This window comes from Candidatus Zixiibacteriota bacterium (assembly GCA_040756055.1).
Classification (GTDB): domain Bacteria; phylum Zixibacteria; class MSB-5A5; order GN15; family FEB-12.
This window is the reverse complement of sequence record JBFLZR010000002.1, coordinates 403,352-422,825: the sequence shown is the minus strand read 5'-3', so window position 1 is coordinate 422,825 and position 19,474 is coordinate 403,352. Positions and strand designations below refer to the sequence as shown.

Genomic DNA, 19,474 nt, shown 5'->3' with positions numbered 1-19,474 from the left:
GTTGTTGAGCAAGCCGTTGAACAGCATACGCTTCATCCGAGGGAATGCGATTAATAATACAGTTGGGAACTTGATTTTCAAATGGGCTTTATGTATTATAAAGATTCATTACAAGTTCGGAGAATAAGATGTTTAATAAAAAGTTTCTGGATAAGTTGCAGTCAAATCTGGCCAATTGGGATAAGACGGCGGCTAAGACCCGTCAAAAACAATCGATGCCGCGCTTCTTTACCATCTCGGGCGAGGATATCGACGAATTATACACCCCGCTGTCCGTAAACGGGGCAGAGTCCGAGAACTACTACGACAAAAATATTGGACTCCCCGGAGAGTTTCCGTATACGCGCGGCGTTCATCACACTCTGTATCGAACCAAGCTGTGGACCATGCGCCAGTTCGCCGGAATGGGCACCCCCAAACAGACTCACGACCGATTCAAATACATTCTCAAGCAGGGTGGAACCGGTCTTTCAACGGCGTTTGACCTGCCGACTCTGATGGGCTACGATTCGGATCATCCGCGCTCGCTGGGCGAGGTTGGCAAATGCGGCGTTGCCGTGGACACGCTGGCGGATATGGAAATAATTTTCGGTGATATCGATTTGGGCAAAGTGTCGACATCGATGACCATCAACTCGCCGGCATCGATGCTGCTGGCCATGTATCTCGCGGTTGCCGAGAAGCAGGGGGTATCGTTTGATCAGGTGCGTGGTACCCTTCAGAACGATATTCTCAAGGAATACATCGCGCAGAAAGAGTTCATCTTTCCGCCCAGACCATCCATCAGACTTATCACCGACATGATGGAGTACTGCACCAAACACGTGCCGCAGTGGAATACGATCTCGATCTCGGGCTATCACATTCGCGAGGCGGGCGCCACGGCGGTGCAGGAGTTGGCCTTTACGCTGGCTGATGGTTTCTGCTATATCGAGTCGGCCATCGAGGCCGGGCAGGATGTCGATGATTTCGCGCCGAGACTCTCGTTCTTTTTCAATGCCCACTCGGATTTCTTCGAGGAGATAGCCAAATACCGCGCGGCTCGTCGAATTTACGCCAAGCGGATGCGAGATAAATACAAAGCCAAAAACCCTAAGAGCTGGTTGCTTCGTTTCCACACTCAGACAGCGGGCTGTTCATTGACCGCCCAGCAGCCGGAGAACAATATCGTCCGCACGACCACCCAGGCGCTCTCGGCGGTGCTTGGCGGCACTCAGTCGCTACATACCAATTCCATGGATGAAACGCTGGCGCTGCCGTCGGAGAAAGCCGCCCTGATTGCCCTTCGTACGCAGCAGGTGATAGCCTATGAGACGGGTGTGGCCAATACCATCGATCCGCTCGGCGGTTCGTGGTTTGTCGAGGCACTGACCGACAAAATGGAAGCTGAAGCGGAAGCCTATTTCGAAGAAATCGACCGTCGGGGCGGTGTGCTGGCCTGTATCGAAGAAGGCTTCTTCCAGAAGGAACTGGCGCAGTCGGCCTATCGTTTCCAGAGAGAAATTGAAACCAAAGAGCGGGTTATTGTCGGTATCAATGACTATATCCTCGAAGACGAAAAGCTTGAAATCCCCGTTCTCAAGATAGATCCGCAGGTTGAAAAAGACCAGGTGGCGTTCGTCCGGAAAATCAAGGCGGAGCGCGACAACGAGGCGGTCAAAAGGACCCTTGCGAAATTGAGAGAGGTCGCCGCCGGCGACGGCAATACTTTCGAGGCGATTCTCGACTGCGCCCGGGTGTACGTGAGTGTCGGGGAAATGTGTGATGTTCTGCGCGAGGAGTGGGGAGAGTACGTGGAGAACCAGGCCGCCCTTCAGGCCTCGTAAAAAGCTCTCCCGGCCTTGGATGCGAAATATAAGAGAAACATTACCTCAGGAAATATAAACGAACATATGAGTCAAAAAATCAGAATTCTGTTGGCCAAGCCCGGTCTCGATGGTCACGACCGGGGAATCAAGGTGATCGCGGCGGCGTTTCGCGACGCCGGCATGGAGGTCATCTACTCGGGGTTGCGTCAAACGCCGGCGATGATTGTCGATGCCGCTATTCAGGAAGATGTTCACGCGATCGGGTTATCTATCTTGTCGGGAGCGCACATGACACTTTTTCCGGCGGTACTGGAAGAGATGAAGACACGGGGCGCCGATGATATAATTCTCTTCGGCGGCGGCATCATTCCCGATGACGACAAGGTTGAGCTGGAGAAAATGGGCGTAGCGAGAATATTCACGCCGGGAGCGCCCACCGAAGAAGCCATCAATTTTATCCGTCAGGCAGTGGCGGATAAAAAGCCTGATGAAAAGATAATGTAAACTATTTATTAACTTTCATAACCAAACCGAACGGTTTTGGGAGGCATTATGTCAAAAAATATCGATCCACGCCAGCAGGCGGTCAGAGACATGGTCAAGGAGTTTGCGGAAAAGGAAATGTATCCGGTCTCGAAACAACTCGACCAGATGCCGGAGCCGCGCAAGTTTCCCACCGAACTGTACAAGAAAATCGGTGCGGCCGGGTTCATAGGATTCAACATGCCCAAGGAATACGGCGGCCAGAACAAGACCCATCTGGAATATGTCACGCTGGTGGAAGAACTGTGTTATCACGATGCCGCTATCGGACTGCTGTGCGCGGTGGCGGAGCTGGCGACATTCCCGATTATCAATTTCGCCAGTGAAGAGCAGAAAAAGAAATATGTCCCCGATTGTGCTTCGGGCAAGAGGATACCGGCTTTCGTATTGACCGAACCTGAAGCCGGCTCTGATGCCGCCAACCAGAGCACGGTGGCGGTAGACAAGGGCGACCATTATCTCGTCAACGGCGAGAAGATTTTCATCATGCACGGCGATGTTGCCGAGATCGGCGTGCTCTTTTGCAAGATCGAAGGTAAGCCGAAACTGTCGGCTCTGATTGTTGATGACACCAAGCAGCCCGGATGGCAGGCGCGCACGCTGAAGAACAAGATGGGCATGCGGGCCGCGACCACCGGTGGGATTATACTAAAAGACGTGAAAGTTCCGAAAGAGAATCTTCTCGGTGAATACGGCAAGGGCTTCCGCTATGCCATGACCACGCTCGACAGCGCCCGTATCGGTGTGGCCGCGCAGGGTGTTGGGGTGGCGCAGCGCGCGCTCGATGAATCGGTCGCCTACGCCAAAAAGCGCATGGCCTTCGGCCAGCCGATCGCGAAGCTTCAGGCTATCCAGTGGATGATCGCCGATATGGCGACTCGCCTCGAAGCGGCCCGGGGTCTGATGCACAAGGCCGTGCTGCTTCAGGATGCCGGTGAGAAATTCTCGCTGGAAGCTTCCATGGCCAAGCTGTACGCGACCGAGACGGCCAATTTCTGCGTCGACCGCGCCATGCAGATTCACGCCGGATACGGCTTCATCGGTGAATTCTCGCCGATCGAGAAGCTTTATCGCGACCAGCGCGTGCTGGAGATCTACGAAGGTACCTCCGAGGTGCAGCGCCTCGTTATCGCCGGCAATATCATAGGACGCTAATGCGATTCGGTGATTTCGAAATAAGAACCTTCGTCGAGCAGACTTTCAAGCTCGACGGAGGTTCCATGTTTGGTGTTATCCCACGTTCGATGTGGGAAAAGATGATTCCCCCCGACGACAACAACCTTATCGAAATGAAAACCAACCTGTTCGTTCTGGGCGCGCACGGCAAGAATCTCATCTTCGATACCGGGCTGGGGGACACTCTCAGCGACAGGGAAAAGAAAATCTACGGTACGACCGGGGAGTCGCAGATGGAAAGCGGCCTGGCATCTCTTGGCTTGACGACAGCGGATATCGATTATGTGATTCTGACGCACCTTCATACCGATCACGCCGGGGGCGCGGTGAAACTTGAGGATGGGCAGTTTGTCCCGCGGTTCGAAAATGCCCGCTATGTAGCTTCCAAGGACGAATGGCAGGCGGCGCTTAACCCCAACGAACGCACCGGCGCGGTGTATGTGCCGCAAAGATATGAAGCGCTCGCAAAATCGAGGCGGGTGAATTTGATCGAGGCCGACACGGAGATTCTTCCCGGCGTCAAAGCGGTGTTCACCGGTGGTCATACGTTGGGGCATTTCGCTCTTGAGATGCAGTCCGGTGGACAAAAAGTATTTTACTATGCCGACCTGTTTTGCACGTCAAATCATATGCCGGTGGCATACATCCCGGCGGTGGATCTGTTTCCTGATCAATCTATGGAAGTCAAACGAAAGAAACTACCGGAGATTCTGGCTGATGACGTGGTGATGGCCTTTGATCACGACATAAGTATCCCGCTCGGCAGGGTGCGGCAGGACGGCAAACGGATTGTGGTGGACAAAGTCGAGTAGAGGCGGTTCGAATAAAACGGTCATAAGCGAGGTTGACCAACGCAAGTTGAAAGCGAGTGTTATCGATGTCACTTGAAGAAAAGCTGAACCAATTGGAGAAGATGCGCGCCGAGGCCAAACTCGGCGGCGGTGAAAAGCGCATTGAGTCCCAGCACAAAAAGGGAAAGCTGACAGCACGGGAACGAATAGAACTGCTGGTTGACCCGAACTCTTTCGAAGAGTTCGACATGTTCATGACCCACCGCACATCGGGTTTCGGGATGGAAGAGCAGAGAGTGCTCGGCGATGGTGTCGTGACCGGATGCGGCAAAATTAACGGCCGCAAAGTCTACATCTTCTCGCAGGATTTCACCGTTTTCGGCGGTTCCCTTTCCGAGGCTCATGCCGAGAAGATTTGCAAGATAATGGATATGGCCATGAAAGTCGGCGCGCCGGTTATCGGGCTCAACGACTCCGGCGGCGCCCGCATTCAGGAAGGGGTGGTATCGCTGGGCGGCTATGCAGATATCTTCCTGCGCAACACGCTCGCCTCGGGAGTGGTACCCCAGATATCGGTCATTCTCGGACCCTGTGCCGGCGGCGCCGTGTACAGTCCCGCCATTACCGATTTCACGCTGATGACCAAGGGAACGTCTTACATGTTCGTCACCGGTCCCAACGTGGTCAAAACCGTGACGCACGAGGTCGTGACTTCCGAAGAGCTTGGCGGCGCTATGGTGCACGCCTCTAAATCGGGCGTGGCGCACTTCGCCTGCGAAAACGAGGCCGACACGATTTCATGCCTGAAAAGGCTTTTGGCATACCTGCCGCAGAACAATCTCGAAGATCCGCCTTTTGTCGAATGCACCGATCCTTATGACCGGGAAGACGAACAGCTAAACCGCATCATCCCGGATAATCCCAACCAGCCCTACGATATTAAAGAAGTTATCGAACGCGTTGTCGATAAGGGATCGTTTCACGAGGTGCACGAAGAGTTCGCCCAGAACATCGTCGTAGGCTTCGCCCATCTTGGCGGACGGTCAATCGGTATTATTGCCAACCAGCCTGCTGTTCTGGCGGGTGTGCTGGATATCAATTCGTCCATAAAAGGCGCGCGGTTCATTCGCTTCTGCGACGCTTTCAATATCCCCATCCTGACGTTCGAGGATGTCCCCGGATTTCTACCCGGTGTGGATCAGGAACATGGCGGCATCATTAAGAACGGCGCGAAGCTTCTGTATGCCTACTGTGAGGCCACCGTTCCGAAAGTGACGGTCATAACGCGCAAGGCTTATGGCGGTGCTTACGATGTTATGAACAGCAAGCATGTGCGCGGGGATATGAATTACGCCTGGCCGACGGCGGAGATCGCCGTGATGGGTCCCAAGGGAGCGGTGGAAATCATATTCAAGAAGAATATCGCCGAAGCAAAAGACCCCGAGGCCGAAGCCCAGCGTTTGACCGACGATTACCGCGAGAAATTTGCCAATCCGTATATCGCGGCATCGCGGGGGTATGTTGATGATGTAATCGAGCCGAAGACGACCCGTCCGCGGTTGATACGCGCTTTTGAAATGCTTGAGACGAAAAAAGACTCGAACCCGCCGAAGAAACACGGCAACATTCCGCTTTAAGGACCGAACCGCAGATAACATGGGTAAGAAGATCAAAAAGATACTAATCGCCAACCGCGGCGAAATAGCCGTCAGAGTGATACGGGCCTGTCGCGACATGGGGATTACATCAGTAGCGGTTTTCTCCGAGGCGGACAAGACGGCGTACCACGTGCGTATGGCCGACGAGGCCTATCATATCGGCCCCCCGCCATCGTCGGAGAGCTATCTCGTCTTCGATAAGATAATATCCGTGGCCCGCAAGTCGGGAGCCGATGCTATCCATCCCGGCTATGGTTTCCTTGCCGAGAATGGCGCTTTCGCCAGACGATGCGAAGACGAGGGGATAATCTTTATAGGGCCGAAGTCCGGTACAATTGACCTTCTCGGCGATAAACTTCAGGCCCGCGCGGCGGCTCTCAAGGCCAATCTGCCGGTGGTACCCGGGGGAGAGTTCGCCAGGGGGAATCTCGAAGATGCACTTAAGAAAGCGGATGAAATCGGTTATCCGGTGCTCATCAAAGCGGCCGCTGGCGGCGGCGGTAAAGGTATGCGCGTCGTACTGAGCGCAGGTGACTTCGAGGAGTCGCTCAAACGCGCTTCAAGTGAGGCATTGTCCGCTTTCGGTGATGGCCGCGTCTATACCGAAAAATATCTTGAGCGCCCCCGGCACATAGAAATTCAAATACTCTGCGACACGCACGGTAACGGTATCTATCTCGGAGAAAGAGAGTGTTCCATCCAGCGCCGCCACCAGAAGGTAATCGAAGAGTCGCCATCGGCGATGATGACACCCGACCTTCGTGAAAAGATGGGCGCCGCCGCCGTGAACATTGCGAAACAAACCGGTTATGTTGGCGCGGGTACGGTCGAGTTCATGGTCGATGACCGCGACAACTCGTTCTATTTCCTCGAGGTGAATACGCGTCTTCAGGTTGAACACCCGGTCACAGAGCTTATCACCGGCGTCGATCTCGTCAAGGAACAGATCGCTATCGCCGAGGGTGAGACACTGCGGTATCGGCAGGAGGATATCAAGCTCAATGGTCACGCTATCGAGTGCCGCGTCTGCGCCGAAGACCCCGAGCAGGATTTCATGCCATCGACCGGCAAACTCAAAAATTACCGTATCCCCGCCGGTCCGGGAGTGCGCGTTGATTCGGGCGTGGTGATTTTCTCCGAGGTCCCCATCTACTATGACCCGCTGATTGCCAAGTTGATAGTGTGGGGCAAGGATCGCCAGGAAGCTATCAATCGCACCAAACGCGCTCTCGAAGAGTACCGTGTGTCGGGTGTTAAGACCACCATCGGATTTTGCCGGTCGGTGATGGATAACGGCCGCTTTGTCGAGGGAAAGCTTTCGACCCGGTTTCTTCAGGAAGAATACCCTGAGCATTCATACGGTGTGGTCGATGACAATCTGAAACTTCAGGCCGCGCTGGCGGTGGCGGTTGATAAATTCGTCAAGGAACGCAAGATTACGATAAGTAACGATAAATCGACTGCCACTCAGTCAGGCTGGGTCAGCTACTATCGTCGCGGCGGTCTGCGCGATTTTGGAGGGAGCCGCTGATGCCGCGCTATATGGTACATGTGTCCGGCAAGGAGTTCGATATTGATCTGGAGTATCGCTCCGAGAAGTATTATGCCAGGGTCAACGGCAAGGAGATCGAGATATCCAGTTTTCAGCTCGGCGAAAGCCGCTCGATTCTGATTGTCGATGGTCAATCGCTGGAGATCGATGTCCGCTCGAACGGTTACGACGCCAAAAAGACCGTTTTCTTGAAAGGACGGGACATTCCGGTTGAGATCGAGGATTACAATCTCGCGCGGCTCAGAAAAGCGGCGGGGATGACATCGGGCGGCAAGGTCGAGAAATCTGTAAGAGCGCCCATGCCAGGACTGGTGCTCGATATAAAAGTGAAACCGGGTGACAGGGTTGCCAAAGGCAATGCCCTGCTGATTGTCGAGGCCATGAAAATGGAAAATGTCATCAAAGCGCCCAACGACGGCATTATAAAAGAAGTACGCATTGATAAGGGAAAGTCCGTCGAAAAGGGCGATATCCTGGTGGAGTTCGAATGATGGCGGACGAAAAAAGAAAAACTACATCGGATATCGATATTCCGGCAATAGTGCGCCCGTCCGATGTCAAGCCGAAGCCGGGGACTCCCGAAGCGGCCGGAGAATATCCTTATACACGTGGCGTATATCCCGACATGTATCGCGGGCGGTTGTGGACGATGCGTCAGTATGCCGGTTTCGGCACCGCCTCGGAAACAAATAAGCGATTCAAATATCTTCTCGAGCAGGGGCAGACCGGGCTTTCGGTGGCGTTCGACCTGGCCACTCAGATTGGCTATGATTCGGATCATCCAATGGCCCGCGGCGAAGTAGGGCGCACCGGGGTGGCGATAGACTCACTCGAGGACATGGAACTGTTGTTCGATGGTATCCCGCTGGACAAAGTATCGACATCGATGACAATCAATTCGACGGCTGTCATTTTACTGGCGCTCTATATTGTGGTTGGCAAGAAGCAGGGGGTACCGCCGGAAAAGTTGATGGGGACGGTTCAGAATGATATTTTGAAGGAATTCATTGCTCGGGGGACCTACATTTTTCCGCCGAAGCCGTCGATGCGCATTATCACCGATATCTTCGCCTATGCCGGCAAACACCTTCCGAAATACAACACTATCTCAATATCGGGTTATCATATCCGTGAAGCGGGCGCGACCGCGGCGCAGGAGGTCGCTTTCACGCTTTCCAACGGCATTGCCTACGTGAAAGCCGCTCTTGACGCGGGCATGGATATCAATGATTTTGCGCCGCGCCTGTCGTTTTTCTTCGCGTCGCACAACAACCTTCTTGAGGAAGTCGCCAAGTTCAGGGTGGCGCGCAAGATATGGGCGGTGCTCATGAAAGAAAAATTCGGCGCCGGCAGTGATAAAGCGATGCTGCTGCGGTTCCACACTCAGACGGGCGGGTCAACACTCACCGCTCAGCAGCCGGAAAACAATATCGTCCGCACGGCTATGCAGGCCCTGGCGGCGGTCCTCGGCGGGACACAGTCGCTTCACACGAACGCCTTCGATGAAGCGCTTGGACTGCCGACCGAGAAGTCGGCTGAGATTGCCCTGCGCACGCAGCAGATAATCGGCTATGAATCCGGCGTTACCGATACGGTGGATCCGCTGGCCGGTTCGTACTATATGGAATACCTGTGCGATGAACTCGATAAACGGATCAGCGCGACCATGGATGAGATAGAGAAGATGGGCGGCGCGGTAAGTTGCGTGGATTCGGGGTATTTTCGTGATGAAATAGCCCGCTCGGCTTATGCTTACCAGAAGGCTGTCGAAAAAAAGGAAATCACGGTGGTCGGCGTCAACAAGTTCAAATCACAGAATGCCGAGATACCGCACGTTCTGAAAGTTGATCCGACGCTGGAAAAACAGCAGGTAAAGCGGCTGAATAACTTGAAAGAAAAACGAAATAACGATATAGTTAAAAAGCGTCTGGCGGCTCTTGGTGAAGTCGCTCGATCGGATGGCAACGTGGTTTATCCGGTCATAGACGCTGTCGAGAACTATGCAACCGTGGGTGAAATTTCAGATGTATTCAGAGAGGTCTGGGGTGAATATCATGAAAAGAAGTTATAGCGCGATCATTTTATTGCTGACTGTGTCGATTGGTATTTTCGTCGTCAACTGTTCGAAAGATGCTGAGACGCCGCAGGATGTGGGAGAGTTTGAAACAGATACAACAACGCAGACATACGCGATCAAAGATCCGGTAACTGTCACGGATACGATTTCATACGTGCTCAACGAAGCCATGACGCGTCTGCGCTATAAAGACAAGAGCGGTCTGTATGACAACGAGTTCGAATACTACAGGGCGCAGAACGATTTCGACCAGTATCTCAACACTCGCCAGATGGAATTCGCCCAGGCTGATACCCTGACCTTCCTCGAGGTAATCGAGGCGAAACTTCATGAGCATGATTCGGCCACGGTCGATCTGTACATTCATTATGAGGGACCGCTGGGAGACCACCACCAGGACCGTGACACTATCGTTGTTTATTATCACGACGGTCGCTGGCTGAAACCCACGATGTCAAAGATAGAGGAACAGCTCAAGTGGGAAAAGACCAAGGGCGGCAAATAGCCGGACTTATCGCTGATGAGTAAACCGTTGATTTCACACATAGGGATAGCGGTCTCGGATTTGGAGGCCGCCGCGAGGAATTTCGGGCTTATTACGGGGCAGAAGGCGCCTGATGTTCACGAGGTTGCGGATCAGAAAGTCAAAGTCGCCATATTCGCCTCGGCTGGGGTTGAGGGTGGCCGCATTGAATTGGTGGCGCCGTCATCGCCCGATAGCCCGGTCGCGAAATTCATAGAAAAACGCGGGGAAGGGCTCCACCATATCTGCATCTTCGTTGATGATATCCACGCTACGTTGTCCGAACTCAGGGCGGAAGGAGTCAGGCTCATCGACGAAAAGCCGCGACGCGGCGCCGAAGGCAATCTCATTGCCTTTGTACATCCGTCGTCAATGAACGGGGTTCTTATAGAGCTGGAAGAAAAGCCTAAGTAAGGGCGCCGGTTGTATTGGGCTGCCCGCAGCGCCGGCAGGTCTGATGGTCGTTGTGATTCAACCGCCCGCACTCGCAACGCCAGAAATTGGCTTCATCGGAAAAGTTTATCTTCTGAGCCCGCCTCCTGCGCAGGATCATAATCATCACCACCAGCATAACCATCATCACGCCGATAGCCAGCCATTCACTTGAGTTTTCCTGTGCGAAAAACTCTGATTCCGAATCGCCCGAATAGCTGAATTCTTCCTGCATCAGACGGATCTGATCCATCACCTGCGGCGGCGCGTTTACAGCCGCCTTGCCCCACAAGGAGAAGAGAATCTGGTGACCGTCGGGATGACGGTACATCACCCCCTTGAGCCGGTGAATCAGTTCAATACCGCGTTCTTCGTCAAACGACGTAAAATCGAGCGCGAACCAGACCCGCTTGCGTTCGAGAACGCCGGTATTGGTCAAAAGCTGCGCCTGCGGAAGGGTCAGGATGACCTCATTGATAACCTTTTCGACCGATAACTTGAGCTCTTCCTCGTTGGTGATAGTCTCGCTTTCGTCGATGGTCGATTTGAAGATGAGTAGTTCCGCCGAGAGATCGTCATTGACTATCTGGTAAGGGTATTCATCCCCTTCGCTGCTGACAAACCAGCTTTCGGGGACCGCCGTCTGGGCTTCACCGCCAAACTCTACGAAGGTGTTGGCGGTGACGCTCACGGACAGAACAAGGCTGAGTGCTGAGATTAAGCGGAATTTGGTCATAATAAGATTATCGGCCGAATCTGGGTCAATCGTAATAATTATTATCCGGCCCTGCGGGTCATGACTTTTTCTTTTTGTGGCCCGCTATAAAAGAGACTCCCAGGGCGACCAGGGCTATGGGAAGAATGTAATCCTCGATACGGATATAGATAATCCCCAGGTTGTCCAGAAACATCAGGACGCCCAGCAAAAGAAGCAGGATACCGAGAAACATGACTTTGAATCCTCCGCGGTTAAAGGTGCTGACGTAATAGTGCGCCGAAAGGATGGTCCGGCGCAAGTTTTTTGTTTAGTCCGACCGCGGCAACGCTTTCAGTTTTCTAACGATGATTCGCGCGATCTCTTCCAGCATAATCCGGTCATCATCGGTAAAGAAAGCGGGCCGGTTGGAATCGATATCGATTTCCCCCAGGCAGGTGTCACCATCCATAAGAGGGACCACAATCTCGGACCTGGTGGTAATGGAACAGGCCAGAAAGCGCGGGTCGGCGTTGACGTCATCGACGACAACGGACTGTTTCGATGAAGCCGCCGCGCCGCAGATGCCGCTGTTGAGTTCTATTTTAGTATGCGGGGTTTCCGGGCCGACATACGGGCCGACTTCGAGGATACCGCCGCGCATCATGTAAAAACCGGTCCAATCAAAGCCTTCGGAAAAGGCGTCAATCAACACTACCGCCACAGTCAGCACTTCCGTTTCGTTCTTTTTATCCGCGATGGCGGCCTTAACATTGGATATCAGTCGCTGCCGTTTGTCATCCATCATAGTCTCTCCCTAATAGCCTTGAGGTTCTCCATTGGGACTTCCGGCGGAATCGAACAACCCGGGCCGATTATGAGCCGGGCCGGATCGAAGTCAGTCTTCATCCGGTCAATCTTGCCGCGCATCTCGTCGGGGGTTCCGTGAAGCAGCCAGCCGTTGTGGTCAACCCCGCCCACTATGGCTTTCCCGGGTATATAACCGATACCTTTGTCTATGGGCAGGTTGGTCGGGTCGTCGCTGTCCCAGTTGTACATCGCGCAGGGATAGTCCAGGTTGACCAGTTCCTTTAGAAAATTATTCGATGAACAGACATGGAAGAGATTGAGGGCATCGGACCCGGCGGCGTTGATTACCCGGAGATCGAAAGGTACGCCGAATTTTTCATACTCATCCCAGCTTATCAGGTTGCTGGAGCCCCACTGGGTGGTGGCATAGAAAAGTCCATCGGCGCCGGCGTTTCTGAGTTCCACCGCGAAGGCTTCGAATGTCTGGGTGATGGCCTCGATGGCCGGAAGCACCTTGTCGGGATGTTCGTGAATGTGCCCGGCCAGGAGCTGGTCGTCTTCGACCATCCTGCCGGCGATAGCCAGCGGCGTAAAAACCGTCATTAATATGGGCAAATCTTTAGGCGATTTCTTACGAATCACGGAAACGACCTTCAGGTGCTCGTCGAGGGCGGGCGTCGAAAGTTTCAATGGTTCGATATCCCGCCAATCCTCCAGTCTTTTGACCGGAAAGTTCTCTTTTTTGTGCTTGGCGAATTCATCGTGGGAGTACTTCTGCCTGAATCCCCAGCCTTCGATGTGGTAGTCCGCCCGGGGGTTTATCTTCATGAAGTCCCAATCGAATTTTTTCTGGAAGTCGAGCATAGCCTCGGCCGTGCCCCGGGCATTATGTTCCTTGTGAAAAAAATGTCTCCAGAACGAGGCAGCGAAGCGGTCCGGCTTTTCTCCGGCGAATATTAAATCGAGTCTTTCCCTGTGGGAGAGTTTGTCCATCGCTTAGGGTTTCCGTGATTCGTTCGAGGTTTTATTCATCTATTGCACAAACAATAGGTGAAGCTCCACAGTTCATGGCCAATATGTTCCAATCAGCAACGGATGACAAGCAAAAATACCTTTCCGAAAGTATGGGGAGGATCCCTGTTTAATCTATGAGCAATATAGCTTTAGCTCGTTCAGCGCGGCGATGGTTTGCCGACAAATATACTGTTGTTACTCGCTAAAAAACCGCAACTTGCAGGAGGCTCAATGCCGGCCAGAATCTTGGTGATAGACGACGAAGATTCGATGTGTAACTTCATGGAGATAATGCTGGCCAAGGAAGGTTACTCTGTCGACACCGCGCACTCCGGCATCGAAGGTGTCAATCTCATAAAAGAAAACAACTACGACCTCGTCATAGCCGATTTGAACATGCCTGAAATGAGCGGCATCGAGGTGCTCAAGGAAGTCCGTTCGATGAATATCGAACAGGACCTGATTATGATGACAGCCTATGCGTCGGTGGACACGGCTATCGAAGCCATGAAGCACGGCGCTGTCGACTATATCACCAAGCCTTTTAAGGTGGATGAAATAAAGCTCGTTATAGAAAAATCTATCAGCCGCAAGCGTCTCATAAAAGAAAACGTTACCCTCAAAAAGCAACTTCAGGGCGATAACTCCTTCGACAACTTCATCGGCAACTCCGAGGTTGTCGCAAAGATGAAAAAGATCGCCCAGCGAGTAGCCACCTCGGATTCCACTGTCCTTATTCGCGGCGAGTCGGGCACCGGCAAGGACCTTATCGCCAAAGCTATCCATCACCACTCTCCTCGTTGTGGCGGTCCCTTCGTGACCATCAACTGCGCCGCCCTGCCGGAGAGCCTTCTGGAGTCGGAACTGTTCGGACACAGGAAGGGTTCGTTTACCGGCGCCATCAAAGATAAAGACGGACTTTTTAAAGTGGCCGATGGCGGCACGTTCTTCCTTGATGAGGTAGGCAACACTTCGGTGGCAATCCAGGTCAAGCTGTTGAGAGTTTTGGAAGAGAAAAAGATTATCCCGGTGGGCGATACCAAACCGATTGATGTCGATGTGCGTTTGATAGCCGCCACCAATTCCGATCTGGAAAACGATGTCAAGATGGGACGTTTCCGCGCCGATTTGTTTTACCGTCTCAACGTGATCCCGATTTATATCCCGCCGCTGAGGGAGCGCAAGGAAGATGTCTCCATTCTGGTAAAACACTTTATCGAGAAATATTGTCACAAAGTCAATATGCCGGCCAAGATAATATCGTCGGAGGCAATGGCTCTGCTGATCAATTTCCACTGGCCGGGTAACGTCAGGGAACTCGAAAATACCATCGAGCGCGCCGTTCTTCTTAATCGCACCGATATAATCGAGGTTTCGGATCTGCCGGAGAGACTCTCCAAAGTCGAGAGTATTGCCGCGGTCAGCGATGCTCAGCCGGCCAACCCGACCCTGGAATCGATCGAAAAGGCGTATATCCATTATGTTATGAGTCGAACCGGCGGCAAGAAGACGCAGGCCGCCAAAATTCTTGGAATTGACACCTCGACCCTGTATCGAAAACTGGAACGTTATGATTTGAAAGAGAGTCCGGGCCAGAAAAATTCACCGGATGACGATTCTTCGGATTAGTGTTCATCATTTAAACAACTCGTCGGAACGGAAATTGCCCTTATTGAACGATTGGAAGACGGGAAAAGAGAAATTAGAGAGAGGGATATATGTTCAGACGACATCGCGACAATAGGGGCTTCACCTTGATCGAGTTGATGATCGTTGTGGTCATTATAGGTATTCTGGCCGCCATGGCCATACCGCGCTTTATGAAAGCCACCACGAAGACAAAGCAGTCGGAGGCGAGGCTGATTCTCAAGCAGATATATGTCAACCAGCAGGCGTACAAGCAGCAAACGGGTTCGTATTACATTACAGCCGCGACAGCGTCAAACGGAAATCCTGATGCTTTCGCGGAGATTTGGGTTCAGGTGATGACACCGGCTAAATACAGCTATACCATAAATGCTACGGCCAACACGTTCACCGCCACCGCCACCGGGAATATAGATGACGATGCCGCTGAAGATATCTGGACCATCAACGACGGCGGTACTATGGTGAACACCTCTAATGATGCTGTGCTATAGTAAATTTGCCTGATCAACGAAGATTGCCGAGGCCCCTTTCAAGGGGCCTTTTTCGTTTGCCGGTGTGGCGTTTTGCGGCAGTTTTGGCATTTTGCGTCATAATCCCCCGGGTGTTTCTGATGAAAAGTGATGCATTTCAATTACTCCATATCTTGTAGACTCGGATCGGACAGGATCGTCACCGAGCCTCTTCGGCAGCCGCATTCCTGTCTGGCAATAGTAATACTAAGTTATTAAGTCGTGTAAATTATGGCTGGAGCCCGCCAGCGACGTAACCGGGTAATACGCTCGTTGAAGAACTGTTAAAGCCCCGCCAAGCGGGGCTTTTTTTAGCCTTCTCTTTCGCACCTAATGTAGAGGCGGTTCGATGGTGGTCGAGAACACCTCTGGCACTATTGCGTTTTGCCACACTCGTGGCATTTTGCGCCAAGCACTTTGCCAAGCGGCTCGCCAAGATTGTGGGGATGTCTCCACACTCCAAAAGATCGTCGATATGGTCATTGGACGGCAGCAACTTACGACACCCGGAGCATGTTCAAAAAAAGTCAGGACAAAGGCATAGGGTTTGCCAATATCCTCTGTGGAAACACAAACCATTTAACTGGAACACAAGCAAACCTGTAGGAGGTTAAAATGTTCTCAAGACTTCACAATCGCAAGGGCTTCACCCTCATCGAGTTGATGATCGTGGTCGTTATCATTGGTATTTTGGCCGCGTTGGCTATTCCGCGCTTCATGCAGGCCACTACCAAGTCGAAGCAGTCTGAAGCCAAGCAGATTCTCAAGCAGATTTACACGATGGAGCGCGCTTTCCGTCAGGAAACCGGCTCGTATTCGTTAAACCTGAACCAGATAGGCGTAGAAATCATGGCTGACGCCCGTTATGCCTATGTCATCACCAGCAACGATCTCACCGCCGAGTTCCTGGCTACGGCCGCGGCTACTGTCGAGGATCTTGATGACGATGCTGCCGTTGATACCTGGACCATTGACCAGGACGGTACGCTTACCAACACCATCAACGACGTGACCACATAAGACTTTCACTCCTGGTTATGTTTATCGAGGCGCCCCGCTCGCGGGGCGCCTTTTTTTTTGTGTTGATAGAGATCTTTGCCGTTACCTTCTGGGCGAGGGTCGGACTGAGGGCTTTGCATAATAAAGGGCCTCCAAAACCACCAGTAACACACCTTCAATATTCTCAAAAACCTCATCGTTCCAAAATCGCAAAACCCTGATCCCTCGTTGCGAGAGGAAAGCCGACCGATTTTGATCACTCTCTATACCAACAGGATCGTTGTGCCGGCCTCCATCGAGCTCTATTGCCAGCCTGGCTTGGTGACAGTAGAAATCGAGCACATAAGGCGACACAACATACTGGCGGCGAAATTTGAAGCCCGCAAGACGTCGATTTCGCACCAGAGACCAGAAGTACCCCTCGGCGGTTGTTTGACTCTTTCTTAAGCAACGCGCGAGGTTCAAAAGCTCGAGGTCGATCTTTCTTTTGCCCTCACCCTTAATCCCTCTCCCAGAGGGAGAGGGAAGGAAATTGGCTTTGATAGTAACCGTGGTTTGTGAGCTCGAGCCATTGCTGCTAAGTGAATCAGAGGCCCTCTCATTTCCCGTTTTCCCTTTGGGAGAGGAAGAAAAGTTGGCTCTGGCGTTGTCTGTGGATTGTGGATTCGAGCCACTGTTCCCGGTTGAATAGGAGGCGGTTTTATCTCCCGTTTTCCCTTTGGGAGGGGAAGAAAAGTTGGCTTTGGCGTTGTCTGCGGATTGTGGATTCGAGCCACTGTTCCCGGTTGAATAGGAGGCGGTTTTATCTCCCGTTTTCCCTTTGGGAGAGGAAGAAAAGTTGGCTCTGGCGCTGTCTGTGGATTGTGGATTCGAACCACTGTTCCCGGTTGAATATGAGGTGGTTTTATCTCCCCCTCTCCCTTTGGGAGAGGGCCGGGGTGAGGGGTCTTTACGACCAGCTACTGGCACGGATTTATTTGACGATGGAGCCACTGTTCCCTCCTCCGCGGTCTCATAGGCAACTTGCTTAAATTATCCGTGTTTGGCCGCTTTGTCAACAGTACAGGACAGGTTGTGACAGTCCAATAGACGCCTAATAAGCGTTAGAGCAGTCAATTCGACAACGAAACATTGTACTAAAGATTTGTCTGCCAACTTCCCGATATACTTAGAGGATGGCCCCCATGGGCTCCAGTCGCTGCTTAAAGCACCATAATGCCACAAAGGACATATTAAAATTGTTGATTCGAACATCCATCAAACACTATTATTGGGCTATGTTGAGGGTAATTTTCCTGCTGACATTAATCGTTCCCGCAAGCGCCGCAGCCCAGGATAGCGGTCAGGCCGCGCCGGAATCATTCGGAATTGCTCATCTGACGGAATACCTCGGCATGAAGCCCGATGATATCAGTTTTCGTTCGGACTATACCGACCCCGACTCGTTCAGAATGGCCGTCGTGGCTAACCTGATGACTTCGCCGCTCCAGATGGTCGAGTTCTCCACGAACCTGAAAAACGGCCACCTCAACGGTCAGCCGGAGATTTTGGCCCGGTATCTTTTCAAACAAGCCGCTACTGAAAGACAACCATACCGCGACGATGCTTACCGGGCCAGCGCCGAAGAGCTTCAGGGGACTTACAATCTCTACTATAATGATATAACCTTCAACCAGGTCTTGACCCGGTCGGCCGGATATCTCGATGTAATCTTTCCCAGATCGACCGAGAAATCACTGGCGCTCTTAACCCGCGACCAGCGAAAGTTCCTCAGAAACGAATTCAAGCAGATTCTTATGGAGCGAGATGACGACGAAGGCCTGTCAGTGGAGACCCTGGACTCGCTGGATAAAATAGAAGAAGCTTACTGCGACCAGTTTGTCCAGTTCGGATATAAATTCAACAAAGACCCTGTTCTCGACGCCGGCATTAATTGCCTTCGGGAGCTGCTTCTGGAAATCAACAACCTTCGCGCCCGGCTCAAGACCGGGGCGGTTTCGGCCGGACAAATCATGGAAGGAACCGGGTATCTGCCGGACAACGCCGACCGCGACGCCTACCTCGGGCTGCAAACCGGATGGAGAGTCGGCGGCACCGGCAACGATTACTATAAAGGCGACTACCGATTCATATTTGATTTCGGCGGCGATGACGTCTATGACCTCTCCTATGACCCGGCCAACCCGCATGGGGTTATCATTATCGACCTCTCCGGTGACGATTGCTACCGTTCCCAATCCGACTTCACCCTCGGCTCAGGGTGTTTTTCGGTCGGGCTGCTTTTGGATTTTGCCGGCGATGACCGCTATGACAGCCGCTCTTTCGCTTTGGGCTCCGGTTATTTCGGTCTGGGAATTCTCTACGATGCCGAGGGGAATGATCGCTATGATGGCGATCAGCACGTTCAGGGGGCGGGTTCTTTCGGGATAGGCCTGCTCATCGATGAAGGCGGCCGCGATATCTACAATAGCGCCATCTATTCCCAGGGCTTCGGTTTCGTTGAGGGCATCGGCGTCGTGTACGACCTCACCGGTTCCGATTCCTATTACGCGGGCGGCAAGTATACCGATGTGCTTCGCTACGACAATCATTACCTGTCGCTCTCGCAGGGATTCGGCTACGGCCTCCGGCCCTGGATGTCCGGCGGGATTGGCGCCATGATTGATCTCGAAGGTCACGACAATTATTACTCCGATATTTTCGCCCAGGCGGCCAGCTACTGGTGGTCGATGGGCTTGATATATGATTCCAGCGGCAACGACTCCTACCAGTGCTATCAGTATGGCCAGGGAGCCGCCACACACATGACTTTGGGGCTGCTGGTCGATGATTACGGTGATGATGTTTATTTCGGCAAGGGGCTGATGCAGGGCTGCGGTCATGACTACTCCTGCGGCATGATACTCGACCGTCACGGCAATGACACCTACACCGCCTACGATCTTTCCCAGGGAGCGGGATCGGCCAATGGTGTCGGAGTCCTTGTTGATAATGAAGGTGACGACCGCTATTTGGTCAGGGAAAATAGAAATACTCAGGGCTACGGCAATCCACGGCGCGATTTCGGGTCAATCGGCATGTTTATAGACCTGGGTGGCACCGACCAGTATCAGGGTAATGGTGGTGATAACTGTTACTGGCAAACCGACTCCAAATGGGGCGGTGGTATGGATATCGAACTTTATCCACCGGCAAGCGCAGAAGGAAATAAGTGAGCTTCACTTCTAAAAATGTGATT

Annotated in this window: 19 protein-coding genes; 14 read left to right on the top strand and 5 right to left on the bottom strand. The window is 52.7% G+C overall.

Features of this window, described 5'->3' with window-relative positions; all coding sequences use genetic code 11:
* Positions 1-215 precede the first annotated feature (215 nt).
* The 10 genes from AB1483_05155 (at position 216) to mce (ending at position 10,542) form a co-directional block, all read left to right on the top strand.
* Complete coding sequence (locus AB1483_05155; protein MEW6411849.1) at positions 216-1,826, top strand: methylmalonyl-CoA mutase family protein; 1,611 nt, start codon at positions 216-218, stop codon at positions 1,824-1,826.
* 66 nt (positions 1,827-1,892) lie between these two features.
* Entirely contained in the window at positions 1,893-2,312 is a 420-nt protein-coding gene (locus AB1483_05150) for a cobalamin B12-binding domain-containing protein (GenBank protein ID MEW6411848.1), read from the top strand.
* A 48-nt stretch (positions 2,313-2,360) separates the two neighbouring features.
* On the top strand, positions 2,361-3,506 hold the full coding sequence (locus tag AB1483_05145) for an acyl-CoA dehydrogenase family protein (protein MEW6411847.1): 1,146 nt from the start codon (positions 2,361-2,363) through the stop codon (positions 3,504-3,506).
* Entirely contained in the window at positions 3,506-4,339 is an 834-nt protein-coding gene (locus AB1483_05140; GenBank protein MEW6411846.1) for an MBL fold metallo-hydrolase, read from the top strand. Before AB1483_05145 ends, AB1483_05140 begins: the two co-directional genes overlap by 1 nt.
* A 65-nt stretch (positions 4,340-4,404) precedes the next feature.
* Positions 4,405-5,955, top strand: coding sequence for an acyl-CoA carboxylase subunit beta (locus AB1483_05135; protein MEW6411845.1), 1,551 nt, complete (start codon positions 4,405-4,407; stop codon positions 5,953-5,955).
* A 19-nt stretch (positions 5,956-5,974) separates the two neighbouring features.
* Complete coding sequence (gene accC, locus AB1483_05130; protein ID MEW6411844.1) at positions 5,975-7,507, top strand: acetyl-CoA carboxylase biotin carboxylase subunit; 1,533 nt, start codon at positions 5,975-5,977, stop codon at positions 7,505-7,507.
* The gene (locus AB1483_05125) at positions 7,507-8,019 is read left to right on the top strand and encodes a biotin/lipoyl-containing protein (protein MEW6411843.1); all 513 of its coding nucleotides are present in this window, start codon (positions 7,507-7,509) and stop codon (positions 8,017-8,019) included. The genes accC and AB1483_05125 overlap by 1 nt, the downstream gene beginning before the upstream one ends.
* Positions 8,016-9,599 (top strand): methylmalonyl-CoA mutase family protein, encoded by a 1,584-nt coding sequence (locus AB1483_05120; protein MEW6411842.1) that lies wholly within the window; start codon positions 8,016-8,018, stop codon positions 9,597-9,599. The genes AB1483_05125 and AB1483_05120 overlap by 4 nt, the downstream gene beginning before the upstream one ends.
* Positions 9,583-10,110: a hypothetical protein gene (locus AB1483_05115; GenBank protein MEW6411841.1), complete on the top strand. Its 528-nt coding sequence runs from the start codon at positions 9,583-9,585 to the stop codon at positions 10,108-10,110. The genes AB1483_05120 and AB1483_05115 overlap by 17 nt, the downstream gene beginning before the upstream one ends.
* 15 nt (positions 10,111-10,125) lie before the next feature.
* Positions 10,126-10,542, top strand: a complete 417-nt coding sequence (gene mce, locus AB1483_05110) for a methylmalonyl-CoA epimerase (protein ID MEW6411840.1) — start codon at positions 10,126-10,128, stop codon at positions 10,540-10,542.
* On the opposite strand, the gene AB1483_05105 is transcribed toward mce, so the two are convergent.
* The 4 genes from AB1483_05105 to AB1483_05090 all read right to left on the bottom strand — a co-directional run bounded on the left by AB1483_05105 (position 10,535) and on the right by AB1483_05090 (position 13,057).
* Positions 10,535-11,296, bottom strand: a complete 762-nt coding sequence (locus AB1483_05105) for a hypothetical protein (GenBank protein MEW6411839.1) — start codon at positions 11,294-11,296, stop codon at positions 10,535-10,537. The two genes, mce and AB1483_05105, sit on opposite strands and share 8 nt — an antisense overlap.
* A 58-nt stretch (positions 11,297-11,354) precedes the next feature.
* Complete coding sequence (locus tag AB1483_05100) at positions 11,355-11,510, bottom strand: DUF5668 domain-containing protein (GenBank protein MEW6411838.1); 156 nt, start codon at positions 11,508-11,510, stop codon at positions 11,355-11,357.
* A 75-nt stretch (positions 11,511-11,585) separates the two neighbouring features.
* Complete coding sequence (locus tag AB1483_05095; protein MEW6411837.1) at positions 11,586-12,062, bottom strand: GAF domain-containing protein; 477 nt, start codon at positions 12,060-12,062, stop codon at positions 11,586-11,588.
* Positions 12,059-13,057, bottom strand: coding sequence for a uroporphyrinogen decarboxylase family protein (locus AB1483_05090; protein ID MEW6411836.1), 999 nt, complete (start codon positions 13,055-13,057; stop codon positions 12,059-12,061). The genes AB1483_05095 and AB1483_05090 overlap by 4 nt, the downstream gene beginning before the upstream one ends.
* Before the next feature lie 252 nt (positions 13,058-13,309).
* Here AB1483_05090 and AB1483_05085 point away from each other — a divergent pair, with 252 nt between their 5' ends.
* The 3 genes from AB1483_05085 (at position 13,310) to AB1483_05075 (ending at position 16,257) form a co-directional block, all read left to right on the top strand.
* Positions 13,310-14,707 (top strand): sigma-54 dependent transcriptional regulator, encoded by a 1,398-nt coding sequence (locus AB1483_05085; GenBank protein MEW6411835.1) that lies wholly within the window; start codon positions 13,310-13,312, stop codon positions 14,705-14,707.
* Between the two features lie 89 nt (positions 14,708-14,796).
* Positions 14,797-15,219, top strand: coding sequence for a type II secretion system protein (locus AB1483_05080; protein MEW6411834.1), 423 nt, complete (start codon positions 14,797-14,799; stop codon positions 15,217-15,219).
* A gap of 633 nt (positions 15,220-15,852) precedes the next feature.
* The gene (locus AB1483_05075; protein MEW6411833.1) at positions 15,853-16,257 is read left to right on the top strand and encodes a prepilin-type N-terminal cleavage/methylation domain-containing protein; all 405 of its coding nucleotides are present in this window, start codon (positions 15,853-15,855) and stop codon (positions 16,255-16,257) included.
* Positions 16,258-16,338: 81 nt separating this feature from the next.
* On the opposite strand, the gene AB1483_05070 is transcribed toward AB1483_05075, so the two are convergent.
* Positions 16,339-17,205, bottom strand: coding sequence for an endonuclease domain-containing protein (locus AB1483_05070; protein ID MEW6411832.1), 867 nt, complete (start codon positions 17,203-17,205; stop codon positions 16,339-16,341).
* A 308-nt stretch (positions 17,206-17,513) separates the two neighbouring features.
* Between AB1483_05070 and AB1483_05065 the strand changes: the two genes are divergently transcribed.
* Positions 17,514-19,451: a hypothetical protein gene (locus AB1483_05065; GenBank protein ID MEW6411831.1), complete on the top strand. Its 1,938-nt coding sequence runs from the start codon at positions 17,514-17,516 to the stop codon at positions 19,449-19,451.
* Positions 19,452-19,474: the final 23 nt, after the last annotated feature.

What these genes read in the sequence shown, in the direction of transcription:
- AB1483_05155 (MEW6411849.1), top strand. Translation starts at nt 216, where the DNA reads ATGCCGCGCTTCTTTACCATCTCGGGCGAGGATATCGACGAATTATAC.
- AB1483_05150 (MEW6411848.1), top strand. Translation starts at nt 1,893, where the DNA reads ATGAGTCAAAAAATCAGAATTCTGTTGGCCAAGCCCGGTCTCGATGGT.
- AB1483_05145 (MEW6411847.1), top strand. Translation starts at nt 2,361, where the DNA reads ATGTCAAAAAATATCGATCCACGCCAGCAGGCGGTCAGAGACATGGTC.
- AB1483_05140 (MEW6411846.1), top strand. Translation starts at nt 3,506, where the DNA reads ATGCGATTCGGTGATTTCGAAATAAGAACCTTCGTCGAGCAGACTTTC.
- AB1483_05135 (MEW6411845.1), top strand. Translation starts at nt 4,405, where the DNA reads ATGTCACTTGAAGAAAAGCTGAACCAATTGGAGAAGATGCGCGCCGAG.
- accC (MEW6411844.1), top strand. Translation starts at nt 5,975, where the DNA reads ATGGGTAAGAAGATCAAAAAGATACTAATCGCCAACCGCGGCGAAATA.
- AB1483_05125 (MEW6411843.1), top strand. Translation starts at nt 7,507, where the DNA reads ATGCCGCGCTATATGGTACATGTGTCCGGCAAGGAGTTCGATATTGAT.
- AB1483_05120 (MEW6411842.1), top strand. Translation starts at nt 8,016, where the DNA reads ATGATGGCGGACGAAAAAAGAAAAACTACATCGGATATCGATATTCCG.
- AB1483_05115 (MEW6411841.1), top strand. Translation starts at nt 9,583, where the DNA reads ATGAAAAGAAGTTATAGCGCGATCATTTTATTGCTGACTGTGTCGATT.
- mce (MEW6411840.1), top strand. Translation starts at nt 10,126, where the DNA reads ATGAGTAAACCGTTGATTTCACACATAGGGATAGCGGTCTCGGATTTG.
- AB1483_05105 (MEW6411839.1), bottom strand. Translation starts at nt 11,296, where the DNA reads ATGACCAAATTCCGCTTAATCTCAGCACTCAGCCTTGTTCTGTCCGTG.
- AB1483_05100 (MEW6411838.1), bottom strand. Translation starts at nt 11,510, where the DNA reads ATGTTTCTCGGTATCCTGCTTCTTTTGCTGGGCGTCCTGATGTTTCTG.
- AB1483_05095 (MEW6411837.1), bottom strand. Translation starts at nt 12,062, where the DNA reads ATGATGGATGACAAACGGCAGCGACTGATATCCAATGTTAAGGCCGCC.
- AB1483_05090 (MEW6411836.1), bottom strand. Translation starts at nt 13,057, where the DNA reads ATGGACAAACTCTCCCACAGGGAAAGACTCGATTTAATATTCGCCGGA.
- AB1483_05085 (MEW6411835.1), top strand. Translation starts at nt 13,310, where the DNA reads ATGCCGGCCAGAATCTTGGTGATAGACGACGAAGATTCGATGTGTAAC.
- AB1483_05080 (MEW6411834.1), top strand. Translation starts at nt 14,797, where the DNA reads ATGTTCAGACGACATCGCGACAATAGGGGCTTCACCTTGATCGAGTTG.
- AB1483_05075 (MEW6411833.1), top strand. Translation starts at nt 15,853, where the DNA reads ATGTTCTCAAGACTTCACAATCGCAAGGGCTTCACCCTCATCGAGTTG.
- AB1483_05065 (MEW6411831.1), top strand. Translation starts at nt 17,514, where the DNA reads ATGTTGAGGGTAATTTTCCTGCTGACATTAATCGTTCCCGCAAGCGCC.